This window comes from Mesorhizobium sp. M0894 (genome assembly GCF_040319725.1).
In the GTDB taxonomy this organism is placed as follows: Bacteria; Pseudomonadota; Alphaproteobacteria; order Rhizobiales; family Rhizobiaceae; genus Mesorhizobium.
This window is the reverse complement of the sequence record NZ_JAMYOG010000001.1, coordinates 503038-522011: the sequence shown is the minus strand read 5'-3', so window position 1 is coordinate 522011 and position 18974 is coordinate 503038. Positions and strand designations below refer to the sequence as shown.

The 18974-nt window shown below is 61.2% G+C and carries 21 protein-coding genes and 1 tRNA gene; 7 read left to right on the top strand and 15 right to left on the bottom strand.

Features of this window, described 5'->3' with window-relative positions; genetic code table 11:
• Positions 1 to 18 precede the first annotated feature (18 nt).
• From NKH91_RS02570 to NKH91_RS02520, 11 genes are all read right to left on the bottom strand, one after another.
• The gene (locus NKH91_RS02570; protein ID WP_023718987.1) at positions 19 to 711 is read right to left on the bottom strand and encodes a response regulator transcription factor; all 693 of its coding nucleotides are present in this window, start codon (positions 709 to 711) and stop codon (positions 19 to 21) included.
• Positions 708 to 3446, bottom strand: coding sequence for a DUF4118 domain-containing protein (locus tag NKH91_RS02565; RefSeq protein ID WP_352847427.1), 2739 nt, complete (start codon positions 3444 to 3446; stop codon positions 708 to 710). Before NKH91_RS02565 ends, NKH91_RS02570 begins: the two co-directional genes overlap by 4 nt.
• 52 nt (positions 3447 to 3498) lie before the next feature.
• Positions 3499 to 4068 (bottom strand): potassium-transporting ATPase subunit KdpC, encoded by a 570-nt coding sequence (gene kdpC / locus NKH91_RS02560; RefSeq protein WP_023718989.1) that lies wholly within the window; start codon positions 4066 to 4068, stop codon positions 3499 to 3501.
• Positions 4069 to 4080: 12 nt separating this feature from the next.
• Positions 4081 to 6174, bottom strand: a complete 2094-nt coding sequence (gene kdpB / locus NKH91_RS02555) for a potassium-transporting ATPase subunit KdpB (RefSeq protein WP_352483573.1) — start codon at positions 6172 to 6174, stop codon at positions 4081 to 4083.
• 221 nt (positions 6175 to 6395) lie between these two features.
• Positions 6396 to 8099, bottom strand: coding sequence for a potassium-transporting ATPase subunit KdpA (gene kdpA / locus NKH91_RS02550; RefSeq protein WP_352847431.1), 1704 nt, complete (start codon positions 8097 to 8099; stop codon positions 6396 to 6398).
• A gap of 25 nt (positions 8100 to 8124) precedes the next feature.
• Positions 8125 to 8214: a K(+)-transporting ATPase subunit F gene (locus NKH91_RS02545; protein WP_023675300.1), complete on the bottom strand. Its 90-nt coding sequence runs from the start codon at positions 8212 to 8214 to the stop codon at positions 8125 to 8127.
• Positions 8215 to 8548: 334 nt separating this feature from the next.
• Positions 8549 to 10030 carry a hypothetical protein gene (locus tag NKH91_RS02540; RefSeq protein ID WP_352847434.1) on the bottom strand — a complete coding sequence of 494 codons (1482 nt, stop codon included), beginning with the start codon at positions 10028 to 10030 and terminating at the stop codon, positions 8549 to 8551.
• Positions 10031 to 10191: 161 nt separating this feature from the next.
• On the bottom strand, positions 10192 to 10374 hold the full coding sequence (locus NKH91_RS02535) for a hypothetical protein (protein ID WP_036244723.1): 183 nt from the start codon (positions 10372 to 10374) through the stop codon (positions 10192 to 10194).
• Positions 10374 to 10562 (bottom strand): DUF3606 domain-containing protein, encoded by a 189-nt coding sequence (locus NKH91_RS02530; RefSeq protein WP_023718995.1) that lies wholly within the window; start codon positions 10560 to 10562, stop codon positions 10374 to 10376. The genes NKH91_RS02535 and NKH91_RS02530 overlap by 1 nt, the downstream gene beginning before the upstream one ends.
• Before the next feature lie 255 nt (positions 10563 to 10817).
• A complete protein-coding gene (locus NKH91_RS02525; protein ID WP_352847437.1) occupies positions 10818 to 11048 on the bottom strand; it encodes a hypothetical protein in 231 nt (76 codons plus the stop codon).
• A 408-nt stretch (positions 11049 to 11456) separates the two neighbouring features.
• Positions 11457 to 11891 (bottom strand): DUF3597 domain-containing protein, encoded by a 435-nt coding sequence (locus NKH91_RS02520; protein ID WP_352483570.1) that lies wholly within the window; start codon positions 11889 to 11891, stop codon positions 11457 to 11459.
• 319 nt (positions 11892 to 12210) lie between these two features.
• Here NKH91_RS02520 and NKH91_RS02515 point away from each other — a divergent pair, with 319 nt between their 5' ends.
• The 4 genes from NKH91_RS02515 (at position 12211) to NKH91_RS02500 (ending at position 14760) form a co-directional block, all read left to right on the top strand.
• A complete protein-coding gene (locus tag NKH91_RS02515; RefSeq protein ID WP_031194003.1) occupies positions 12211 to 12636 on the top strand; it encodes a cupin domain-containing protein in 426 nt (141 codons plus the stop codon).
• 120 nt (positions 12637 to 12756) lie between these two features.
• Positions 12757 to 13365, top strand: a complete 609-nt coding sequence (locus NKH91_RS02510) for a YdeI/OmpD-associated family protein (protein WP_352847440.1) — start codon at positions 12757 to 12759, stop codon at positions 13363 to 13365.
• Between the two features lie 442 nt (positions 13366 to 13807).
• Positions 13808 to 14080 carry a hypothetical protein gene (locus NKH91_RS02505; protein ID WP_031194005.1) on the top strand — a complete coding sequence of 91 codons (273 nt, stop codon included), beginning with the start codon at positions 13808 to 13810 and terminating at the stop codon, positions 14078 to 14080.
• Between the two features lie 272 nt (positions 14081 to 14352).
• Positions 14353 to 14760 carry a heme-copper oxidase family protein gene (locus NKH91_RS02500; protein WP_023719001.1) on the top strand — a complete coding sequence of 136 codons (408 nt, stop codon included), beginning with the start codon at positions 14353 to 14355 and terminating at the stop codon, positions 14758 to 14760.
• Positions 14761 to 15174: 414 nt separating this feature from the next.
• Here NKH91_RS02500 and NKH91_RS02495 read toward each other — a convergent pair whose 3' ends face one another.
• From NKH91_RS02495 to NKH91_RS02485, 3 genes are all read right to left on the bottom strand, one after another.
• Positions 15175 to 15330 carry a hypothetical protein gene (locus NKH91_RS02495; RefSeq protein WP_352950953.1) on the bottom strand — a complete coding sequence of 52 codons (156 nt, stop codon included), beginning with the start codon at positions 15328 to 15330 and terminating at the stop codon, positions 15175 to 15177.
• Between the two features lie 57 nt (positions 15331 to 15387).
• Positions 15388 to 15663 carry a GNAT family N-acetyltransferase gene (locus tag NKH91_RS02490; protein ID WP_352847446.1) on the bottom strand — a complete coding sequence of 92 codons (276 nt, stop codon included), beginning with the start codon at positions 15661 to 15663 and terminating at the stop codon, positions 15388 to 15390.
• A 183-nt stretch (positions 15664 to 15846) separates the two neighbouring features.
• Positions 15847 to 15936 (bottom strand) — tRNA-Ser (locus NKH91_RS02485).
• A 420-nt stretch (positions 15937 to 16356) separates the two neighbouring features.
• Between NKH91_RS02485 and NKH91_RS02480 the strand changes: the two genes are divergently transcribed.
• From NKH91_RS02480 to NKH91_RS02470, 3 genes are all read left to right on the top strand, one after another.
• Positions 16357 to 16680, top strand: coding sequence for a hypothetical protein (locus NKH91_RS02480; RefSeq protein WP_352847449.1), 324 nt, complete (start codon positions 16357 to 16359; stop codon positions 16678 to 16680).
• A gap of 72 nt (positions 16681 to 16752) precedes the next feature.
• Positions 16753 to 17415, top strand: coding sequence for a peptide-methionine (S)-S-oxide reductase MsrA (gene msrA / locus NKH91_RS02475; RefSeq protein WP_023719003.1), 663 nt, complete (start codon positions 16753 to 16755; stop codon positions 17413 to 17415).
• A gap of 215 nt (positions 17416 to 17630) precedes the next feature.
• Positions 17631 to 18620: a BMP family lipoprotein gene (locus NKH91_RS02470; protein ID WP_023719004.1), complete on the top strand. Its 990-nt coding sequence runs from the start codon at positions 17631 to 17633 to the stop codon at positions 18618 to 18620.
• A 67-nt stretch (positions 18621 to 18687) separates the two neighbouring features.
• Here NKH91_RS02470 and NKH91_RS02465 read toward each other — a convergent pair whose 3' ends face one another.
• Positions 18688 to 18897 carry a SlyX family protein gene (locus NKH91_RS02465; protein ID WP_031194007.1) on the bottom strand — a complete coding sequence of 70 codons (210 nt, stop codon included), beginning with the start codon at positions 18895 to 18897 and terminating at the stop codon, positions 18688 to 18690.
• Positions 18898 to 18974: the final 77 nt, after the last annotated feature.

The following is an 18974-nucleotide window of genomic DNA, read 5'->3' as shown; positions in this document are numbered from 1 at the left end:
GAGGCTGGCTCTCCCATTTCACTCGACTTCGCGCAGCCGATATCCGACGCCGGTCTCGGTGGTGATATAACGGGGCTGGTCAGGCATCTTTTCGATCTTTTGCCTGAGTTGCCGGACATAGACCCTGAGATATTGAACGTCGGTGGAATCGCCCCAGACCTGCTTCAGCAGGAATTGGTGGGTGAGAACCTTGCCGGCGTGCTGTACGAGGATGCGGAGGATGTCGTATTCCTTCGGCGAGAGCTTTATCTCCTTGTCCTCGACCTTGACGATGCGCTTCACCAGATCGACGGAGAGGTCGCCGGTGTGGAACACCGGTTTCTCACCCTGCTGCTGGAACTTGTGGCGCAGCGCCACGCGGATGCGTGCCACAAGCTCGTTCATACCGAACGGCTTGGTGACATAATCGTCGGCGCCGAGTTCGAGGGCCGAGACGATGCCGGCCTCATCAGTGCGGCTCGAAAGAATAACCACGGGAATGTCCAGGCCATCATCCCGCCATTTGCGCAGCAGCTCATGCCCGCTCATGCCGGGCAGGCCGAGATCGAGGAGGACCAGGTCCGGCTTTTCCGTCTCCATGAGTTCAATCGCCGCGCTGGCGTTCGGCGCCTCGCTGATCGCATAGCCTTGGCTGCCGAGCCCGACGCGAAGCAGTTTCCGGATCGGCGGCTCGTCGTCGACCACCAATATCCTGACGTCCAAATTCGTCATGACAGGTGGTCCATGTTTCGATCGTCAGCATCGGGTTCACCGACATCGGGGAGTTCTGCCGGCACCGGCATTCTTATGGTGAAAACCGCGCCCGAGCGGTCGGTCCTGTTCGCCGCCGAGAGCGTCCCGCCCATCGCTTCGATGAAGCCGCGGCAAATCGACAATCCGAGCCCGGTGCCGGCACGCACCTGGTCACCCTTGCGCACACGGTAGAAAGTGTCGAAAACGCGCTCCAGGTCCGCTGGCGGAATGCCTGGTCCCTCATCCATGATCTGCAGGATGACGCTGCCATTGTCGGCCCAGGCCTGCAGGCGGATCGTCGAACCTGGCGGCGCGTATTTTGCAGCATTGTCGAGGAGATTGAACAGCACCTGCTCGAACAGAACGGGGTCGAGCCGCAACATCGGCAGATCCGATGGAATATCGGTCTCGGTCTTATGCTCGCCGACGATTTTGCGGGCCCGATGCAGGGCTGAGCCGACAATGTCGCCGACATAGTGGAATGCATAATTCGGCTCCATCGTGCCGGATTCTATCTTGGTCATGTCGAGCAGATTGGCGATGAAGCGGTTCAGCCTTTCCGATTCATCAAGCACGGTCGACAGCAGTTCCGCCCGGTCCTGCTCGGGCAGTGCGGCCTCGAAGTCCCTGAGTGTTCCGGCCGCGCCCATGATGGCGGCAAGCGGCGTTTTCAAATCGTGGGAAATGGAGGTGAGCAAGGCCGAGCGCAGACGGTCTGCCTCGGCCGCAAGCTTGGCCCCGTCAACATCGGCGACGAGCTGGATGCGCTCGATGGCGACCGCCGCCTGGTCGGCGAGCGCATCGAGCAGACGTTGCTGCTCGGGTGTCAGCAGCGGACCTTGCTTGTCGTTGTCGAGGCCGACGACGCCCACCGCCGTGCGTCCGGTCCGCAAGGGCAGATAGAGGCGTTTTGCTCCGGGCAGCGTGTCGGCGCCGCGCCCGGCGGCGCGGTTATGCTCCCACGCCCAGCGGGCTGCTGCGATGTCGGCCTCGGCCAGCGTGTCGTCGGGTGGGTAGCCGGCTTTGACCGCGATTGTGCCGTCCTCGGGCAAAAGCAGCACTACGCGCAGCTTCAGCATCAAGGCGATCTGGAAGGCAGTGGCCCATAGCACGTCGTCCAGGGTACCGGCGCCGGCGAGCTTCTTTGAAAACTGATAGATGTCTTCCGTGGCGCGCGCCCGTGAGCTGGCAGCGATCGCTTGACGCTGCACCCGCGCCGTCAGATTGCTGGCGATAACGGCGACAACAAGGAAGACGGCAAGCGCAACGATGCTCTCCGGATCCCTGATCGTCAGTGTGTAGCGCGGCTCTAGGAAAAAGTAGTTGAATGCAAGGGCGCTGACGACACAGGCGTACAACGCTGGCCAGAGCCCGCCCATTACAGCCGATGTGAGCACCGCCAGCAGAAAGACAATGGCCAGATTGCGAACGTCGAGAAACTGGTCGAGAACAGTGCTGAAGGCCAGCGAGCCCATGACATAGGCTGTAGCTAGCAGGTAGGGCCTAACCTGAAACTGCTTCTGCTCGGTTGCCGCGCTGACATTTTTCGAGGGTGCGTCGGTGCCCTGGTCGGTTCCCGAAATTACATGGACGCTGATGTTGCCGGCGTCGCGGATGAGATCATAGGTGAGCGAGCCTTCGATCAATTCGCGCCAGCGTGATCGGGTCGGCCTGCCGATCACGATATGGGTGAAGTTGTTCGCCGTCGCATGGCGAACGATGTCTTGCGCGACATTCTGACCCGGAATGGTCGTCACCTCGGCACCGAGCTGCTCGGCAAGGCGCAACTGCGTCGCCAGCCGATCCTTGTCCTCCTCGGGCATGGCGGCTGAGCGAGGGGTGTCCACATGAAGCGCCGTCCAGGGGGCACGGAGGCGGTCGGCCAGCCTGCGCGCATAGCGTATGCGAGCCGCTCCGCCAGGACGCGCGTCGACGCAGACGAGAACCCTTTCTCCGGCCGCCCACGGTCCCGGGATCGCGTGTGCCTGCATATGGTTGAGCAACTGCTCATCGACCCGCTGGGCGGTGCGGCGAAGCGCCAACTCCCTGAGCGCCGTCAGATTGCCCGGCGAGAAATAGTTCTCGATGGCGCGCTGGGCGGTGTTGGGGAAGTAGACCTTGCCTTCCTCCAGCCGCTTGATCAGGTCGTCGGGGGTGAGGTCGATGATCTCGACATCGTCGGCTTGATCGATGATGGAGTCGGGGACGGTTTCACGCACCCTGACGCGTGTGATCTGGGCCACGACGTCGTTCAGGCTTTCGACGTGCTGGATGTTCAGTGTCGTGTAGACATCGATCCCGTGCGTCAGGATTTCCTGGACGTCGAGGTAGCGCTTGGGGTGGCGGCTGCCGGCGACGTTGGTGTGGGCGAGTTCGTCGACCAGAACCAGCGCCGGGCGCCGGGCGAGGATGGCGTCGAGATCCATCTCCTCGAGAATGCGCCCCTTGTAGTCGATCTCAAGGCGAGGAATGACCTCGTAGCCTTCGACCAGCGTCTGCGTCTCCTTGCGACCATGCGTCTCGACGATGCCGATCACCACGTCGATCCCGTCGGCCAGCCTGGCGCGGCCTGACATCAGCATCTCGTAGGTCTTGCCGACACCGGGAGCGGCGCCGAGAAATATCCTCAGGCGACCTCGCTCCTCCCGCTCGGCATGCTCAAGCAGCGCGTCGGGAGAGGGCCTGGTTTCGGCGGTGCGGCTGTCGTCTGGCATTAGGATCAATCATGAACGGCGCCGGCTTCGGTGTCGATCCCGGCGCCCGCCATCATTGTTTCGTGGCATCGTCCAGCGCAAGGTTGAGGGCCAGCACATTGACCACCGGCTCGCCTATAAAGCCCAATTCGCGATCCTCGACATGGCTGTCGACAAGCGATTTGATCCTGGATTCATCGACGTTCCTGGCCCTGGCCACCCTGGTGACCTGAAAATAGGCCGCATCGGGGCTGATATGCGGATCGAGGCCGCTGCCGGACGTGGTGACCAGATCCATCGGCACCGGCTGGTTCGGGTTTTCGGCCCTCAACTTTTCGGCGTCGCTCTTGATACGGTCGATCAGCTTCGGGTTAGTCGGGCCGAGATTTGAGCCGCCCGAGGCGGCGGCATTGTAACCGTCGCCGGCAGCTGACGGACGGCCATGGAAGTAGCGATCGCTGGTGAAAGTCTGGCCGATCAGCTCGGAACCGATGACCTTGCCGTTCCTCTCGATCAGGCTGCCATTGGCCTGGCCCGGAAACAGCGCCTGGGCAATGCCGGTCATGCCGATCGGATAGACCAAACCCGTCAGAACGGAGAAGAAGACGATCATGACGATAGCGGGCCTGATTTGATTGAGCATCGACGTGGTTCCTTATGCGAGACCGAGAGCAGTGATGGCCATGTCGATCACCTTGATGCCGACGAAGGGGACGATGACGCCGCCAAGGCCGTAGACAAGAAGGTTGCGGCTGAGCAGCGCACCGGCGCCGACCGCGCGGTATTTGACGCCCCTCAGCGACAGCGGGATCAGTGCAATGATGATCAGCGCGTTGAAGATGATGGCCGAGAGGATAGCGCTCTGCGGCGTCGCCAGATGCATGACATTGAGCGCTTGCAGCGGCCCGGCGGTCTGGCCCGGGGCGATGTAGAAGACGGCGAATATTGCCGGGATAATGGCAAAATACTTGGCCACGTCGTTGGCTATGGAGAAAGTGGTCAGCGAGCCACGCGTCATCAGCAGCGCCTTGCCGATTTCGACGATCTCGATCAGCTTGGTCGGATCGCTGTCGAGATCAACCATGTTGCCGGCCTCGCGCGCCGCGACCGTACCGGTGTTCATGGCGACGCCGACATCGGCCTGCGCAAGGGCCGGCGCGTCGTTGGTGCCGTCGCCGCACATGGCGACCAGCTTGCCCTTGGCCTGCTCGTCGCGGATCAGCTTCAGCTTGTCCTCGGGCGTCGCCTGGGCAAGGAAATCGTCGACGCCGGCTTCCGCCGCGATCGCCGCCGCGGTCATCGGATTGTCGCCGGTGATCATCACCGTGCGGATACCCATGCGGCGCAATTCGGCAAAACGCTCGCTGATGCCGCCCTTGACGATGTCCTTCAGATGGACGACGCCGAGCAGGCGCCCGTCGCGCTCGACCGCCAGCGGTGTGCCACCGGATTTGGCGATCTCGTCGGCGATCGCCTGGAGGTCGCGGACTGTGTCGCTGCCGGGCCGAGTACCGCCCGTGGCAACGGTCGAGAGGTTGACGTGGGCGAGCACCGCATCGACGGCGCCTTTGCGGACCGAGGAGCTCTCCAGGTCGACGCCGCTCATGCGGGTTTGCGCGGTGAAGGGCACGAAAGTCGCGTGCAAGCTTGCCATGTCGCGGGCGCGGATGGCGTATTTCTCCTTCGCCAGCACGACAATCGAGCGGCCTTCCGGTGTTTCGTCGGCAAGCGAAGCAAGCTGGGCGGCGTCGGCCAGTTCCTGTTCGGTGACGCCCCTCACCGGACGGAACGCCGTCGCCTGGCGGTTGCCCAGCGTGATGGTTCCGGTCTTGTCGAGCAGCAGCGTGTCGACGTCGCCGGCCGCTTCGACGGCGCGGCCCGACATGGCCAGTACATTGAAGCGCACCAGGCGGTCCATGCCGGCAATGCCGATGGCCGACAGCAGCGCGCCGATCGTGGTCGGGATCAAGGTGACGAACAGGGCGACCAGCACCGTCACCGAGATATAGCCGCCCGAATAGGAGGCAAAGCTTGGGATTGTAGCGGTGGCCAGCACGAAGATCAGAGTCATGCCGACGAGCAGGATGTTGAGCGCGATCTCGTTGGGTGTCTTCTGGCGCTCGGCGCCCTCGACCAACGAGATCATGCGGTCGAGGAACGTATGGCCGGCAGCCGCGGTGATGCGCACGCGGATCCAGTCGGACAAGACCTGCGTGCCGCCGGTCACCGCCGAACGGTCACCGCCGGATTCGCGGATGACCGGTGCGGATTCGCCGGTGATCGCCGCCTCGTTGACCGAAGCCACGCCTTCGACCACCTCGCCGTCCGAGGGGATGATGTCGCCGGCTTCGACGAGCACGATGTCGCCGACCTTCAGGCTGGTGCCGGGCACCAGCTTGAACTTGCTCCGATCGCCGCCGGTCAACAGCTTGGCCTGCGTCTCGGTGCGCGCCCGGCGCAGCGAGTCTGCTTGCGCCTTGCCGCGGCCTTCGGCCACCGCTTCGGCGAAATTGGCGAAAAGCACGGTGAACCACAGCCAGATGATGATCTGCAGCGTGAAGCCGAGATCACCGCCGCCGGTAACGAGATCCTTGACGAACAGCACGGTGGTGAGCGCCGAGACGACGGCGACGACGAACATCACCGGGTTTCGCACCAAGGTGCGCGGGTTCAGTTTTCTGAAGGAACCGCCGATAGCGGGCCACAGGATGCGGGTATCGATGATGCTCACGGATTTCGACTGGCTCATTTGGTGGCTCCAGTGTCGATGTTGTTGACCGGTCGATCGTGTGCCGAACGAAGGTGCGGCGGCCCGTAAGCCAGCAGCCAGATCATGATCAAGGCTGCCGCAATAGCGAGGAATGTGGACAGGGTCGGGAAAGGAGGGGGCGTTTTCTCCCCCTCCGGCTCGGAACGATGCCGGACCTTTCGAGACATGATCTTGAACCTGGGCATGGCCGTTTCAGCGTTTCAGAAGGTCTGACCGTTGATCATGGCCAGGTGCTCGACGATCGGTCCGACCGCGAGGGCCGGGAAGAAAGTCAGGCCACCGACGATCAGGATGACACCGACCAGCAGCCCGACGAAGAGCGGCCCGTCGGTCGGGAAGGTGCCGGCGGAGGCAGGGACGGTCTTCTTCGCCACCAGCGAGCCAGCAATCGCCAGCGCCGGAATAATGACCAGGAAGCGGCCCATCAGCATGCCGATGCCGAGCGTCATATTGTACCAGGGCGTGTTGCCGCTGAGGCCGCCAAAGGCGGAGCCATTGTTCGCCGCGGCCGAGGTGTAGGCATAGAGGACTTCGGAGAAACCGTGCGGGCCGGTGTTGGCGATGGAAGCAACACCGGTCGGCAGCACCACCGCGATAGCGGTGAAGATCAGCATTGCCAGCGGCAGGCAGAGGACGGCAAGCATCGCCATCTTGACCTCCTTGGCCTCGATCTTCTTGCCGAGATATTCGGGCGTGCGTCCGACCATCAGCCCGGCAACGAAGATGGCGATCACGATGAACATCAGGATACCGTAGAAGCCGGCCCCGACGCCGCCGACAATGACCTCGCCGAGCTGCATGTTGATGATGGGGATCATGCCGCCGAGTGCGGTGAAGCTGTCATGCATGGCGTTGACCGCGCCGCAGGACGCGGCGGTGGTGATGACGGCAAACAGTGCCGACAGAGCGATGCCGAAGCGGCTTTCCTTGCCCTCCATGTTGCCGCCGTCGATGCCCAGCGCATGGACGAGCGGATTGCCGGCGGCCTCGGCCCAGTAGCAGACGGCAACGCCGGCGATGAACAGCACGCCCATCGCCGACAGAATTGCCCAGCCCTGGCGCTGGTTGCCGACCATGCGACCGAAGACATTGGTTAGCGCCGCGCCGAAGGCGAAGATCGTCACCATCTGGATCAGGTTCGAGATCGCGTCGGGATTTTCGAAGGGATGCGCTGCATTGGCGTTGAAGAAGCCGCCGCCATTGGTGCCGAGCATCTTGATGGCAACCTGCGAAGCGACCGGCCCGACCGCGATCGTCTGTTGCGCGCCTTCCAGCGTCGTCGCGTTGACGTAAGCACCAACCGTCTGCGGCATACCGAGATAGACATAGACAAGCGTCAACACGATGCAGAACGGCACAAGCAGATAGAGCGTGCAGCGGGTCATATCGACCCAGAAATTGCCGATCGATTTGCCTGAGGCTCTAGCAAAACCGCGGATCAGTGCGACCGCGATGGCGATGCCGGTCGCGGCCGACAGAAAGTTCTGCACGGTCAAGCCGGCCATCTGCACGAGATAGGACATCGTGCTTTCGCCGCCGTAGTTCTGCCAGTTGGTGTTGGTCATGAAGCTGGCGGCGGTGTTGAAGGCAAGCCCAGGTTCGACGGCGGTCATGCCGGCCGGATTGTAGGGCAGGCCGCCTTGCAGCCGCTGCAGGAAATAGAGCACCAGGAAGCCGGCCAGGTTAACGAACAGCAGGGCCGCCGCATAGGAGGTCCAGTGCTGCTCCTCGCGCTCGCTGGTCCCGGACATACGGTAGAGCCCGCGCTCGAGCGGGGCCAGAATTGGCGACAGGAATGTGCGCTCGCCGCTGAAAACGCGATGCATGTAGCCGCCGAGCGGCTTGGCCAGCAAAACGACGATCCCGCAATAGACGAGGATCTGCAGCCATCCGTTGATTGTCATGGGGTTGGCTCCTTGCCAGCGGAGATCAGAAGCGTTCCGGGCGAACGAGGGCGTATGTCAGGTAAGCGAGAAGGAACAGGGTCACGGCGCCGCCGAGGATATAGTCGAAGAGCATGTTTCGATCCCTAAACTTACAGCCCGTCGCAGGCTTTGATGTAACCGAAGCATAGAGCAAAGAACGAGATTCCTATCCCGACAACAATGATGTCCATCGTGCAATTTCCTATATTGAGTTTGTTCTTTTCAACTTGGACAAAACTGTCCAAGCCCGCTCACCGCTTCACATCGGCGGCCGGATACATCGCTCTGCCGAATATGGATCAAAGTGCCATAAAGGTTCGAGACGGGACGCGGAGCAAAGAAATCAAAATCCCATAAGGATTTCGCCGCCTCGGCGCTGGCCACAGCTTCAGGGGGAGGTGCGCACCGGCGCGCGAAGCTGCCGGGGATCAGTCTGCGCGGGTATAGATCAGAGCGTAATCGTCCGCATAGGCCCGCTTCCAGCCCAGTTCGTCGAAGAACGGAATGCGGCTGTCGTCGGCGGTCAACAATGCCCAGCCTATCGCATATTTCTCGAGCTGGGCTTTCAGGATCGGCTTGCCCCGGCTGTGCCCAGTCTGCTCATCCGTTTCCGTAAAGCCGTTCAGGAAGAGCTGATCCGCCCGGCCGTCGATAAACGTCTTGATGCCATGGAAAATCAGCGTGCCGCCGAAATTGTAGGAATTCAGCAGATTGCCTGACAGATTATGGGTTTGGGCGAAGGCCAGCGCATCCCTCGCCGAAGTCTTCTGGCTCGGCACGACCGGATAGGCCAGGAAGACCGCGGCCGCCAAAACCAGCAAAACGGCAAGTCCAGCGCAAATTCTGGAAAATTGGCGCGCGAAAAATTGTTCAAGTCCGTCGCGCTTTTCCGCCGCCCATGTAGGGGCTGAAAGCGCTGGATATTGTTGCGCAACCTCGACGGCAAGGACGACCGGGACAAGAAGAAAGAACAGGTACATGAACCGTATGTGGGTGAGATAGACGTGCAAGGTGAAGACAAGGAACAGCGCCTTGGCCCAGCCAATACGCAATCTCGACACGAGCAGCCCGAAAAACGCCACCAGCAGGGCCACCTCCTGGAGGGTATGCCGCGAGGCGTCGAAGGGTTGCCACTCCGCAATGTAAGGCACCGCCTCATTGCCATAGGCCACGGTGAATGTGGCGAGTATGGCCTTGACGCCATAGGGATTGAGCAGGCTGACCAGCGGGCAAAGCAGCCCGAAAGCGATCCACTTGGCCAGCAGCCGGGAGTTCGACAAGCGCGTGCGCATGACGAGATCGAGGCCGGCGAAGGCGGCGATAATGAAACCGAAGGTGAAGGTGGCATGGAGATTGGCCCACAGGCAAAGCAGCGCCAGCAGCCATAGAGGCGGCGCTTTCTCGTTGCGTGCGGCTTGGAAAAGACCGGCGGTCCAGACGACGATAATGGGCAAGGTAAAGATGTGGGGTCGGGCGACATAGATTGGCCCGATCAAGAGCGCGAGCACCAGTGTCAGTGCTATCGCCAGCGTCGGCTTCAACGACGCGCTGAGATACCACGACGTCAAGAAGGCCGTCAGCGCGATTACCGCAGTCGCCAGCAGTACCACGCCGTTCCAGCCGCCGGCTTCGAAGGCAAGGGCAAGGAGAACCTGGCTAAGCCATTCCTTGGCGATCCATGGCTGGCCGGCAAAAGTGTAGGAGTAAATGTCGACGGAGGGGAATGTGCGGCTTGCCAGCATATCCATGCCGACCTTGATGTGCCACCAGCTATCGGGATCCTGCAGGAGGGAGGTGGCAAAGGCGAGGAGCGCCGTCGCCATCACGACGGCCGCCAGCAGGCAAAACACCAGCCTCACATGCCGTATGTCGTCTATCGACGGCCTCGCCTCACCAGACATCCCGCGCATATGGCATCCCTGAGCCGCGATAGCGGAAGGGATAGCCCGAATTTGTTAGAAAACCGATAAGCTGCAGGATTGCGGCCACAACCCTGTGCCGCGCGTCTAACCGGCTGGGCACGTTGAGCAGCGACTACTAAGTTGCGGGTGAGGGGCAGACCTCCGGCCGTTCAGCCCTCGGCCTTGAAGTTCTTGGCTTCCTTCTCGACTTTCGGGCTGTCCTTGCCGTGCTTGCGCATCAGATCCTTCGCCTGCTTCGGCGAAACGTCGGTGGTTTCGGCCAGGTGCAGAGCCTTCTTTTCGTCCGGATCGCGCGTCTTGCGGTCGGCCATTGCGGTTTTCTTGTTAGCCATTACGACGCTCTTATGCTCTCGGCGATTTCGTTCAGCACCTTGCGGTCGGTGCCGTGGCGCTTGATCAGCGTGCGTGCCTGATCAGGGGTAATGCCCGCTTCCTCGGCGAAATGGCGTACCTCATAGTCTTCGCCGCCCGCCACTCGTGAGCGGTCGCGACTGTCGGTCCTGGTTTTGTCGTCGGCCATGGCAGCTCTCCTCATCTCAACGAGAGCATAACGGGCAAGATTTCAGCGAGTTCCTTCGAGCGTGTCGCCCAGTTGCCTACCCTCGGGCATGACCCGACATGAGCGGCGGTTTTTGCTCAAAGCAAGGGCACGGCGCCAGGCTGGCCTTCGCGCACAAAAAGGCTCGCTTCCTTGGCCGCACCAGTAAATTTCCGCCGCGCGCTGCCAACCGCCCGCCACTGCTCCTGGGCGCAGCCTGGTATTCGTTGCGGATTGCTAAGGGTAGCGATGGTCGAACACGACCCCCATGGTCCTACCAACGGCCGTCATGACGATAATCTCGACCAGATCGTCGTCACTGTCACCGCAGGCCGGGGCCGTCCGGCGAACGATGTCCAGCATCGCCCTCGTCGATATGGTGTCGCCGGTGCCGAATCTTGAAAGCGCAGATGAAACAAGCTCTTGGGCCGTCAAGTCGGCGACAGTCACCCTCTGCACCACGTTCATTGGCTTCCTCCCACCATGAACCCTCTCCCGCGAGAATGATACGCCGAACGTCGGGTTTCGCCAGCGAAATGGTGGTCCTACCAGCGCGCGGGGCAGCGACCGAAATCGTCGGTTTTGCGTGAGGCAATCCAGGCGCGAGGCGGCAGCACTTTTGTGCCATGCGACTTCGCCACAGACCCATCCCGGCGGCCGGGATGGGTCTCAATTTATTTACTTGGCAGTTTGATTGCTTGGCAGTCGGGTCTGCTCGGTTGCGGTCGAAGTCAGCGCAGCAAGAACCACGGTGCGGGCAGGACCAGGACGGTTCTTCGTTTCACGGAACGCCGAACCGGTCTGTCTTTTTTGTTTGACGCAATTCCGGATGGAAAACCGTTCACACGTTTTCCTGGAATTGCTTGTCTTATGACTCTAGGCGGCCAGATCGCTCGGAAGCTTGCCGCCATTCTCGACCAGCTTTTTCATCAGTGCATCATGCAGCCACAGATTCATCGTTACGGTGTCGTTCATGTCGCCGGTGTAGTTCAGCTCGTGAGCAAGCTCCTTGCGGGCGCCGAGGCTGCTATCGATATTCAGAGCCTTCATCAGGTCGACGATCGAATTCTTCCAGTTGAGCTTTTGCCCTTTCGCGGCCACCGCCTTGTCGAGAATGGCAGCGATGTCAGGAGCAGAGGACGGCGCGGATGGCGTTGCCGGAGCCGGGGTTGCAGCCGGGTCGGGTCGGGTAGGCGCCGTCGGCTGGGTGGCCGTGCTCGAAGCAGGCGCGGGAGACGGTTGCGCCGGCGGCGCTTCGGCCGCAACCGCGTTTCCGAAAATCGCACCTTTGATACTGTCGAAAATGCCCATTGCTATCTCCTGGGTTGCCTTCACGGTGTGTTGCCTTGACGGTCGGTGAGGCGACCGTTGCCGAATTCGCATTGAGCGCCCTGGTTGTACCGGACCACGAACGCAACGCAGGGGCAACTCCAAACTGGCTGAAAGGTAAAGGCTTGGTTGCATGGTGAAATCGGCTCAGTGATCCGATCCCAGAGTAGAATGGTCAGATCGCGGCACGACAAATAGTTACGCGCAATGGGCGAGGAAACGGTTGGCAGCCAGTTTTGCTGACGCAGACCAGAAAAATCATCTAGATTCGTGTTCGCCATTCGCTGAGAGGAACGAAGCCATGACAGCAGTCGTCGCATCCGACAGGCTCGAACGTTCGCTGGTTTGGGCAGAGGACGATCCGTCGGTCAAATGGGCCGGCGCTTTCGCGGTTTACGGCGGGCACGGCACCACCCAGTCCTCAGTCATTGTCTACGAGATCGAGCCCGGCAAGCGGCTCGGCTGGCACACCGACGCCACCGAGGAGACGCAATACATCATCGCCGGCACCGGCGAGCTGCACATCGAGGGCGGCAGCATCCACCCGGTCAGGCCCGGCAGCGTCCTGGTACTTCCGACGCCGGTCCGGCACGACCTCGTCAACACCGGCACCGAAACCCTGCGCGCCGTCGCTTTCTTTGCGGCGGCGATGTTCACGCAGACATTCGACGACGTCATGCTGCCGCCGAAATCCCATGTCCTCGGCACGCCCAATCGCGCAGGCTGAACGCGTGCCAGCGGGAATCATCCGGCCTGCGGATTGCGGACTTGGAGCTGAGATGAGCGCGCGCGCGGCCGGCAAGCGGTTCGGCGTCGTTACGCGCCTGTGTCACGGGCGGACCGGCTGATGGCGCCCGTCAAGGTCGACCCGGCCAAGGTGCGCGAGTTCAGGGATGCCGAAAGCTTCCATGCCTGGCTTGGCGAGCATCACGACAGCGAGGACGAAGTCTGGATCAAGATCTATAAGCGCGATTCGGGGCTGCCGTCGATCACGCCGAAGCAAGCCATCGACGTGGCGTTATGCTGGGGCTGGATCGATGCGGTGCGCAAGGCCCTGGACGGCAAAAGCTATTTGCAGCGTTATACCCCGCGCGGCAAGAAGAGCACCTGGAGCCAGATCAACGTCGACAATGTCGCCCGGCTGATCGAGGAGGGCCGGATGACCGAGCATGGGCTGAGGCAGGCCGAGGCAGCCAAGGCCGACGGCCGCTGGGCGCGCGCCTATAGGAGCGGCAAGGAGATGAAGATCCCCGACGACCTCCAGGCGGCAATAGACGCCGAGCCCAGGGCGAAAGAGATGCTGGCAAAGCTCAGCGAGCAAAACCGCTTCGCGCTCGCCTTCCGCACCCACAACATGAAGACCGAAGCCGGACGCAAGAAGAAGATCGCGGCGTTCGTGGAGATGCTGAAGCGCGGCGAGACCATCCATCCGCAACGAAAAAGCGATTCTGGCTGAACATTTGGCCGCGCTTGTCTCCGGCATCTTGTGCTTGTCCCGAATGCGGCCGGATCGCTGCTCAGCCTTCGATCCTGGCGATGTCGCCGACGATTGTTTTCGGCGAGCGTCGCCTGACATTTCGACAACATCTCTCATTCGTTTGATCGATGCAGGAACAAAGCTCCGTCCTCACAGTCGGTATGGTATATTAGCAGGCGCTGTTATGAGGTTTTTGCCCGTTCAGGAGCCGACTGGCACGTGGGCCGTGTTTGATGCGACCGTGGACGTGCCTGCGGATTTCGCAGGCAGTTGCCTTATCGGCTTGCCGCGGGAGCGGGCGGAGTGGCTCGCAGCAAGAGCCAATCGAGATGCTGCAAAAGGCACTTCGACTTGGCGGTTGTCAGCTGCCGGACCGGCAAAAGCCGCGGTTCTTAGACTTAGACCGTTAGGAGAGATTTCGATGATGCACGAACAGGTAATGGAAGCTGCGTTGGCAGCCAGAAATCAGGAAGTGGATATTTGTGGTGTCTTCGACATCACCAACAAAACCGATGCGCCAATTGGCTCTCGCCGATTGGGCGAGGCTATCCACTTTGTCGCCAATGCACCTATCGTTGGCTATGATGTTCACGCCGCCGTCATCCGATATGGCCCACTCGGAACCCCCAGCCTCAGAGCAACAGATTGCACACAGCTGTGGGAGAAGTTTGGCGAGGCCTTGCTGCAACACTGACGGGCTGACCTTTGGCGCGTATGGCACCACCATCGTGCAGGACACTTCCCTTGTGAGAACGACGTGGAAGCCTGGCGGGTGATATTGCAATCAAATTAGCGTGAGCGCATATTTTTTACCGGCTGGACTCGCAACCGGCCAGGCCCGGCGGCCGGCCGCCAACGGGCCGTCAGGCCGCCAACAAATGGTTCGGCAGGCCCGACGGTCCCCCCTTGGCAAGGTCGCCGGAAACAAAGCATGATGCGGCGGCAAAACGGGTTTGGGAGAATGACATGCCTAAGGTTTCGGAGCTCTTTTTCAAGACAGCCATCGTCTTTCTTATTCTGGGAATTGCAGCTGGCCTGCAGATGGCAATTTCAGGCGATCACGGCGCGTTTCCGGCTCACGCGCACATCAACCTGCTGGGATGGGTCACTAGTGCAATATTCGGCGGCTACTATGCGCTGAACCCGGCGAAGGCTGCCCGCAGGACGGCGATGATCCACTACGGCGTGTACAATCTCGGCTTGGTCGTGATGCTGCCGGCGCTTTACCTGATGCTGCAGGGAAATCCGGCGCTCGAGCCGATCGTCGCCACCGGCTCAATGATTGTCGCTGTCGCCGTGCTGATCTTTGCCTTCGTGGTTTTCTCCGGCGAAACAGAGCGCTCGGTCTCGGGAATACAAGCGGTTCCGCGCTAGACGCGTAGCGACACTAACGAGCCTGTCGAAGCCCGCGCTCTGGTGGAGCGCGGGTCGTTCGGCTTGTGGGCTGATCTGGGGTAAGGGGTGCGGCGCAGATGGAGCCGCTCAGTAGCGATCCTTCGCGCCCTCTGCAAATTACGAATTACGGTGACAGTGCACCATTTTCTTTTTCCCGCCTGTCGCGTTTCCCAATTTCACTGCTCTTTCCGGTTTGCTCGGCAATCACGGTCGAGAAGTGCTTCGCTGCCCATCGGTTGCGCGACATCGGCGGAGCGGTAATGCAAGTCGAGCCATGCGTTCAATTTACGCACAGCGACAGCCGAGCAAACATGACAAATAGTGCACTGTCAATTCTGTCGCCGTAATTCAAAGTGCACTGTCACCGTAATTCAAACGTCCGCTTGCTGACCCTTAGCTGACTCTCACAAGCTTCTTGCAAAGTGCAATGTTGTACGGAACGCATCCTTGCGACCCAAAGAAATGCCGCGCGTCGAGATTGGCTGCCCAGATGCCCATAGCAATTTCGTCGATACCTTCGCAAGCAGCTCGCTGTTCAACATGGCACATCAAAGCTGCGGCAACTCCACGACGACGAGCTTCCGGCATAACCGAGATGTGGTGCACCTAGATCAGGGGCCGAGGGAAAGTGAACGGCGTTTCTGGCAGCGACTGAATTTCAAACCAGACGTAGCCGACTGGAGCACGATCAATCTCAGCAATCGCGATCGAGCTCTTCGGATCAGCCAGCCTCGCTGCGAAGAATGTCCTCACCGCAGACGGATCGGCTGCCTGTTTGAAAACGTCTGGATGCAATTCAGCATGGAGACTCTGAACCACCTGATTGAGCCGAACGAGCGCGTCAAAGTCTGCCTCCGAGGCAGCCCGGATTTCCACTGACATTGAGACACCTCCCCGTTTGTAGACGACGCTGCGACGGTGATGTCTTTCTGTCAGCGAACGTCGGTCTTCCACCCATCTCGGCCATTGGCGGAGTTTTGACCCTAGTGATTAGTAGGCTGGTTAGTAGGCTACTAACCGAACCTTACCAAACGCCCGGAAAATAAAGGGTTTCTCGGGATTAGCTGGCGGAGAGAGCGGGATTCGAACCCGCGTTACGGTCTCCCGTAAACACACTTTCCAGGCGTGCGCCTTCAACCACTCGGCCACCTCTCCGTCCTTTTAGCATCTTCGACGCGGCCGGTTTCGCCGTGCGGGTTGGGGAGATGCATCTCCTTTGGGATTCCGGCCCGGAATTCCGGCCGTGGGCGCCGTCAACCAGCGGATACCCTTTCCCCGCACCCGAGCCGTCAAGCAACAGGCGCGGGGCTCATCTAGTCGATCCGGTGCCGAATGCCAAGACACTCTATTCGCTTTGCCGGACAGGGATGCTCAGCCCATGGCATCAGTGTGCTCGTTGGGCGCCTACAAACCAGTCGGCCGCGGCGTCTTCGCCGTCTGGCTCGTCAGCCGGCCCAGGTGCAAGCCGCCGGCGTAAGTTCAACTTCGCGTGTCGCGATTGCAGACGAAGCAGGTAAATCCTATTTAACAGTCCGACACGACATTCCGATAAACTCCTGGGGAGGAAGGGTCTGGATGTTCCGCTTCGTCTTTCGTCTCGCTGCAATGGTCGCGCTTTCGGTTTCGGTCATCATGGCCGTGCTCGACGCGACCCGGTCGGTGGCGGCTTCGGCGCTGGTGATGACCCCGCTCAACACCAGCTGGCTCGCCGTCTCACCGGCCACGCGCAGCGCCTTTGAAAGCTTCGTCCGCGACAAGCTCAATCCGCTGCTGTGGGACGGCGCCATCGCCTGGGTGCTCAGCCAGCCCGGCTTTGCCGTGTTCGCGGTGCTGGCCTTCGTTCTTTATGCCATCGGCTACAGGCGGCAGCGCCCCAGCGGGCGGTTCGCCGCGACCTAAAATTCCTGCGTTCCCGGATCCAGCGTTCCCCGGATCGGGGAAGGCTCAAGCAAGAAGAAAAGGAAATCGCACATGTTTCTCAGCGATATGCTGAACAAGAAGCTCAACCTGCCGAAGCCCTCCGAGGCGTTGCCCGGCCGCGACCGGCCGATCCCGACGGCATCGAAGCATTTCGTCTCGAACAGGCCGCTCAAGGGTCCCTATCCCGAAGGGCTTGAGACGGCGATGTTCGGGCTGGGCTGTTTCTGGGGTGCCGAGCGCCTGTTCTGGCAGGTCGATGGCGTCTGGGTCACGGCGGCCGGCTATGCTGGCGGCGTCACGCCCAACCCGACCTATCAGGAAACCTGCACCGGGCTCACCGGCCATGCCGAAGTCGTGCTCGTCGTCTACGATCCGAAGATCGTGTCCTATGCCGAGCTTTTGAAGCTGTTCTGGGAAAGCCACGACCCGACGCAAGGCATGCGCCAGGGCAATGATGTCGGCACCACCTACCGTTCGGCGATCTACACGTTCAACGACGCGCAACACCAGGCGGCGCTCGCTTCGCGCGATGCTTACGAGGCTTCGCTGCGCGGTGCCGGACGCGGCAAGATCACCACCGAGATCGCGCCGGCGCCGGAATTCTACTTCGCCGAGGAAGACCACCAGCAATATCTGGCGAAGAACCCCTACGGCTATTGCGGCCTGCACGGAACCGGCGTCTCCTGCGCCATTCCGGCCGCCGTCTCCGCCTGATTTTGCGCCCCTGACGCAAGGAATATGCTGTGGTGCCGCGATGCGGCGCCCCGCTTTTACAAAGGGTCAAAATTCCACGTGAATTTTGTTTCGGGCCGTGCCAGATTGGCCCGAAGCGGGAGGAAGACACTCCTGCCTGACGCCGAATGCCTGCCGGAGAACCGGGCCGGCATGCGGTGCATAATGGACAAATAACCGACAGGGGTGTGGATCACATGAAACGTATCGTACTCGGCCTCATGGCCGCAGCTGCAATGGTTCTTCCGGCCTTCGCCGCGGACATTCAACCCGCGCTTCTCTATGATCTCGGCGGCAAGTTCGACAAGTCGTTCAACGAGGCGTCCTTCCACGGCGCCGAAAAGTTCAAGACCGAGACCGGCATCCCCTATGTGGAATTCGAGGTCAGCAACGCCACCCAGCGCGAGCAGGCGCTGCGCCGTTTCGCCGAGGACGGCCGCAATCCGATCGTCATGGCGGGCTTCTCCTGGTCGGATGCGCTTGACAAGATTGCCACGGAATTCCCCGAGACCAAATTCGCCATCATCGACATGGTCGTCGACAAGCCCAATGTCCGCTCCCTCGTCTACAAAGAGCAGGAAGGCTCCTATCTCGTCGGCGTGATGGCGGCGATGGCTTCGAAGTCGAAGAAGGTCGGCTTTATCGGCGGCATGGATATTCCGCTGATCCGCAGATTCGGCTGCGGCTTTGTCGGCGGCGCCAAAGCGGCCGGCGCCACCGACGTCATCCAGAACATGACCGGCGATACGCCCGCAGCCTGGAACGATCCCGCCAAGGGCGGCGAGATCGCCAAGACGCAGATCGACCAGGGCGCCGACGTGATCTATGCTGCGGCTGGCGGCACCGGTGTCGGTGTGCTGCAGGCGGCGGCCGACGCGGGCAAGCTCGGCATCGGTGTCGATTCCAACCAGAACGGCTTGCAGCCCGGCAAGGTGCTGACCTCCATGGTCAAGCGTGTCGACGTTGCCGTCTACAACACCTTCATGGATGCCAAGGACGGCAAGTTCACGGCCGGCATCAACGATCTCGGCCTCAAGGAAGGCGGCGTCGACTACGCCATGGACGACAACAACAAGGCGCTTGTCGACGATGCGATGAAGGCAGCGGTCGAAAAGGCCAAGGCCGACATCATCGCCGGCACCATCAAGGTGCACGACTACATGTCGGACAATGCCTGCCCGTATTGATCGACAGACATTGCTGAGCTGACGAGCCGCCGGGTGAAAGCCCGGCGGTTTTGCATTGTCAGGCCGCTCACCAGTGCGGCGGCTTGGTCACCGGCACGTCGGGTGCGGCCTGTTCCTCCAGCGCCAGGAAGCGCTCGGCCAGCGCGTCGAGCTTGCGCTGCATGCGCTCGATCACCTTCCACTGCTCGGCGATCTGGCCGGACAGTTCCTCGATGGTCTTCTCCTGCTCGGCGGCGCGGATTTCCAGCGTCGTCAGCCGGTCGTCGGGCATGGTCATTTGAAATCCTCGATCAGGCGATTGTGCAGGGTGCGGCCACGTTGGAAATTGACAAGCATGACGGGATTTGTCGAGAG

Coding starts and splice junctions, on each gene's coding strand:
- kdpA (WP_352847431.1), bottom strand. CDS start 8,099: ATGACAATCAACGGATGGCTGCAGATCCTCGTCTATTGCGGGATCGTC.
- NKH91_RS02520 (WP_352483570.1), bottom strand. CDS start 11,891: ATGGGCATTTTCGACAGTATCAAAGGTGCGATTTTCGGAAACGCGGTT.
- NKH91_RS02545 (WP_023675300.1), bottom strand. CDS start 8,214: ATGCTCTTCGACTATATCCTCGGCGGCGCCGTGACCCTGTTCCTTCTC.
- NKH91_RS02480 (WP_352847449.1), top strand. CDS start 16,357: ATGTTCCGCTTCGTCTTTCGTCTCGCTGCAATGGTCGCGCTTTCGGTT.
- msrA (WP_023719003.1), top strand. CDS start 16,753: ATGTTTCTCAGCGATATGCTGAACAAGAAGCTCAACCTGCCGAAGCCC.
- NKH91_RS02515 (WP_031194003.1), top strand. CDS start 12,211: ATGACAGCAGTCGTCGCATCCGACAGGCTCGAACGTTCGCTGGTTTGG.
- NKH91_RS02530 (WP_023718995.1), bottom strand. CDS start 10,562: ATGGCCGACGACAAAACCAGGACCGACAGTCGCGACCGCTCACGAGTG.
- NKH91_RS02565 (WP_352847427.1), bottom strand. CDS start 3,446: ATGCCAGACGACAGCCGCACCGCCGAAACCAGGCCCTCTCCCGACGCG.
- NKH91_RS02500 (WP_023719001.1), top strand. CDS start 14,353: ATGCCTAAGGTTTCGGAGCTCTTTTTCAAGACAGCCATCGTCTTTCTT.
- NKH91_RS02490 (WP_352847446.1), bottom strand. CDS start 15,663: ATGTCAGTGGAAATCCGGGCTGCCTCGGAGGCAGACTTTGACGCGCTC.
- NKH91_RS02525 (WP_352847437.1), bottom strand. CDS start 11,048: ATGAACGTGGTGCAGAGGGTGACTGTCGCCGACTTGACGGCCCAAGAG.
- NKH91_RS02535 (WP_036244723.1), bottom strand. CDS start 10,374: ATGGCTAACAAGAAAACCGCAATGGCCGACCGCAAGACGCGCGATCCG.
- NKH91_RS02540 (WP_352847434.1), bottom strand. CDS start 10,030: ATGCGCGGGATGTCTGGTGAGGCGAGGCCGTCGATAGACGACATACGG.
- kdpC (WP_023718989.1), bottom strand. CDS start 4,068: ATGCTCAATCAAATCAGGCCCGCTATCGTCATGATCGTCTTCTTCTCC.
- NKH91_RS02570 (WP_023718987.1), bottom strand. CDS start 711: ATGACGAATTTGGACGTCAGGATATTGGTGGTCGACGACGAGCCGCCG.
- NKH91_RS02470 (WP_023719004.1), top strand. CDS start 17,631: ATGAAACGTATCGTACTCGGCCTCATGGCCGCAGCTGCAATGGTTCTT.
- kdpB (WP_352483573.1), bottom strand. CDS start 6,174: ATGAGCCAGTCGAAATCCGTGAGCATCATCGATACCCGCATCCTGTGG.
- NKH91_RS02495 (WP_352950953.1), bottom strand. CDS start 15,330: ATGTGCCATGTTGAACAGCGAGCTGCTTGCGAAGGTATCGACGAAATT.
- NKH91_RS02505 (WP_031194005.1), top strand. CDS start 13,808: ATGATGCACGAACAGGTAATGGAAGCTGCGTTGGCAGCCAGAAATCAG.
- NKH91_RS02465 (WP_031194007.1), bottom strand. CDS start 18,897: ATGACCATGCCCGACGACCGGCTGACGACGCTGGAAATCCGCGCCGCC.
- NKH91_RS02510 (WP_352847440.1), top strand. CDS start 12,757: ATGGCGCCCGTCAAGGTCGACCCGGCCAAGGTGCGCGAGTTCAGGGAT.